This window comes from Flavobacterium sp., from assembly GCF_049318185.1.
Lineage (GTDB): Bacteria > Bacteroidota > Bacteroidia > Flavobacteriales > Flavobacteriaceae > Flavobacterium.
The window spans coordinates 1-3,466 of the sequence record NZ_JBMOGV010000169.1 but is presented as its reverse complement, the minus strand read 5'-3'; the positions used below and the strand labels follow the sequence as shown (position 1 = coordinate 3,466).

The window sequence follows — 3,466 nt, the reverse complement described above, 5'->3', positions numbered from 1 at the left end:
GTAACATTAGGTAAATAGTAATTTACTAATGCCTCTGAAAAATAGTTGTTATCATTGTCTTCATCCACATAACATTCGTAAAAAAAGAAGTGCCCAACACTGTTATCTGATAACAATTGAAGTAATTCTTTTTGCTTTTTACTTTTACGGACATAAGCGCCTATTAGTTCGGCAGCCGTATACAAAATAGCTTCATTTTCGTTTTTTTTTGCTTTAGACAATATAATCGAAATGGCTTTAAAATCTTCATTAGCCAATGCTAATTGCAATACCGCTAAAGAAAAACCATCGGAAGCTTCGGTCAAAAAATAGTTGGGGTCAAAAGGAACATTGGTTTGATTGGTACAAAAATCCTCCCAATCGATATAATTCAAAAAGCGAGCAATTAAATTCAAGGTGTCCTTATAAGGTGTTCTAAAAGGTTTTACCACGCCATACATCCTAGCAATAGTATGCGGTGAAATAAATAACTTCTCTAAAGCCAATACTTCCGAACACTTTTCTGCATTGGCAATGTTTTTTATCTTAAATCCCAATTGGATTTCCAGTTGATTGCAAAGCGTAATTAGATAAGGATTTGGTTGATTCATATTTCAATTTATGGCAGCACAAATATAGTTGTAAACCTTTTTGAAAGTGAAGTTGCAATAACTTGCAATATATTTTGGTTTGGGAATGGAGTAATATTGCAGTGAAATATTTTTCATCACTATAAAAAAAACACAATCACAAAAACAATTTTTAGGATTGTTGGAGAATAACTTGTTAGTCACGTTTTATTTTAAAATATTTAAAGAAACACCATGTTAAAATGGTTAGTCATTAATGATGTTTAAAATGTTTTATGAAAAATATTAAAAAGTTGCAAAGAACAACATATCAAGTAAATGAAAAAAAATGAATCAAATAAAAACTAAAACTTATGAAAATAAATAAATTAAACTTAGCAACATTTGCAGTAATCTTGTTTTTTTCGATCAACGCAATAGCTCAAAACACTAAACTTTACCAAATTACACCTGCTATCAATAAAAAAATTAGTGAGGAATATCCTAGTTTGTTTAGAGTTTATCATGTAACTAAGAAAAAAATTAAATACAACGAATATGAGACGGGAACCGTTCTATCAAAAGAGTACGAAGAACAACTGAATTCTCTCAACAGTTTAAAATATTACTATGAAAAGTATAAAGCCCCAATACAAACAAAAAAAGATGATTTAACTTTATGTATTAAATTAATTGATGAATATTTGAAATCCGATTTAAAATTTGAATTAAAAAAAGATTATTTAATTCAAAGTGAGGAATTGCAAAAGAAACATATTGGAAGAATTCTTATGGGAGAAGGTTTAGGCTGGATGGATTTGCAGATTTATCATTTGGATTACAAAAAAGAAATTATAAAACCTAGTAAAAGCGAGCTGAAAGAAAGCAGAGATATGGTGAATAGATTTCTTCAGAATATTCCTGACCCTGAAAAATCACAAGAATACCTTAAATATACATCTAAACAAGAAGAAATAAAAAATATAGCGCAATACGTGCCCGGTATTGTACTTTCAGAAAAAGAATCTGAAAGAGAAGTGAGGATAGTAGACGTAAATAAAGTTGATGCAGATTCTCTTTCGGGTACTTTTCATATCTTACCAGAAATAAATTTACACATATCACAAAGAAATCTTGGATTGCCCAGAATCAACAAATCATACATAAAAAATGAGATTGTTGAATACAAAGATGTAAAGCAGTATGAAGATACCTATCATGATAATTTTTCCAGTAGGTACGGAGATATTATTGAAGAAATAAACACAAAAGAACAGTATTTTATTGGGGCGGAGGTTGCTACTTATTTAAGTAAAGTAGCAGATTGCCAAAAAGATATTGAATTATTAAATATTTTACATGAATTAGGCTTTAAAGAATACAAAGGTTCAGATGATAAAACGTACATTAAGACAAAAACAGCTGAAATTGAGTTAAAAGAAAACAGCCAACATTTGTATTATATGTTAAAAGAAAATAAAGCAAGTTTATCAAGTTTTGATAATGACCATATAAAATTAATATCTCTAATGAAACAATGTATAACTTATACAAGCTCATTAACTAATTTTAATAATATTTATGAAATTAAAGGAGGTTTTACGCCACTAGCAACAATTAACGCATGGAGAATAAAGGCAATAAGTGCAAATAAACTAGTAGGTCAAATAATGGATATAAGAGGCAAATATGCTCACATCTATTCTTTTTCAGAAATAGAAAATAGTTCTCCTTTTCAGACATTTTTAGACAATTCTGTAAAATCAAATCGCGCATTAAATCTTACCTATTAAAGTAATAATAATTTAATACTGTTTCAGTATTAAATTTAAGCAATGTTACGAAATTGGCTTTCGTGTATAAAATTACGAATAACTTGGTCAAGAGGTTTTTAATCAACCCATGAACACTCAACAATACTTGGTACCATTAAACACTTGGACGGGTCAAGGTATGTATTTTGTTAAAATTCTTAATGCTCAAAACGAAGTAGTCAATATTAAAAAAATCATACTACAATAATTAATAGAATTTTTATTGTGATGAGAGGCCCAACTCAAGTTAGTAGTTGGGCTTTTTTATTATTTTAGCCAAAACAAATAAAGATGCCTGTTAAAAAACAAACCTTTTTCCTTTTAGTATTTCTTTTTCTATCCTTACTTTCCCTTGCGCAAGTCTCGGTTTGCAGTTGGAATATAATGAACTTTGGCAAATCAAAGTCGGATAGTGAATTAGAGTTTATTGCTACAACGGTCAATAAATATGATGTTATAGCTATTCAAGAAGTAGTGGCAGGCAATGGTGGTGCACAAGCCGTTGCGCGTTTGGTCAACATACTGAACAACAAAGGTGCACAGTGGGATTATGCTGTGAGCGACCCTACCACAAGCGACAATCCTTCGAGTAAAGAACGGTATGCCTATGTTTGGAAACCGTCGAAAGTAAAAAAAATAGGGAAATGTTGGCTCGACCAAAACTTTCAAAAAGAGATTGATAGAGAACCCTATATGAGTACCTTCGAGTATAAAGGAAAGTTATTTACTATAGCCTCTTTTCATGCCGTTCCTAAAAAGAAGAACCCTGAAAGTGAAATTAAATATTTCAAATTATTACCTGCTTTATACCCTACATTGAATCTAATTTTTATGGGTGATTTCAATTGTCCGCAAAGTAATACTGTATTTACTCCGTTGAAAAAAATGGGATACAAAAACAGTCTAAGCAATCAAAAAACAAGTTTGAAACAAAAATGCATTCATCAAGAGTGTCTGGCTTCTGAATATGACAATATGTTCTATAATTCGGGTAAAACAAAACTAAAACAAGCCGGAATTGTACCTTTTTACAATCAATTTGTGACCAATCAAGAAGCCCGAAAAATATCAGACCACATTCCTATTTGGAGTTTTTTTGAGTTT

The 3,466-nt window shown here is 30.3% G+C and carries 2 protein-coding genes and 2 pseudogenes; 3 read left to right on the top strand and 1 reads right to left on the bottom strand.

Annotation, left to right across the window (positions count from 1 at the left end; all coding sequences use genetic code 11):
* A pseudogene (locus ACOYLT_RS10940) lies at positions 1-590 on the bottom strand (hypothetical protein); the annotation flags it as partial.
* A 332-nt stretch (positions 591-922) separates the two neighbouring features.
* Here ACOYLT_RS10940 and ACOYLT_RS10935 point away from each other — a divergent pair.
* The 3 genes and pseudogenes from ACOYLT_RS10935 to ACOYLT_RS10925 form a co-directional block, all read left to right on the top strand.
* Positions 923-2,341, top strand: coding sequence for a hypothetical protein (locus tag ACOYLT_RS10935; protein ID WP_422853882.1), 1,419 nt, complete (start codon positions 923-925; stop codon positions 2,339-2,341).
* Positions 2,342-2,435: 94 nt separating this feature from the next.
* Positions 2,436-2,570, top strand: a pseudogene (locus ACOYLT_RS10930) (hypothetical protein); the annotation flags it as partial.
* A gap of 83 nt (positions 2,571-2,653) precedes the next feature.
* The coding region (locus ACOYLT_RS10925; RefSeq protein WP_422853881.1) for an endonuclease/exonuclease/phosphatase family protein at positions 2,654-3,466 on the top strand (813 nt) is incomplete at its 3' end.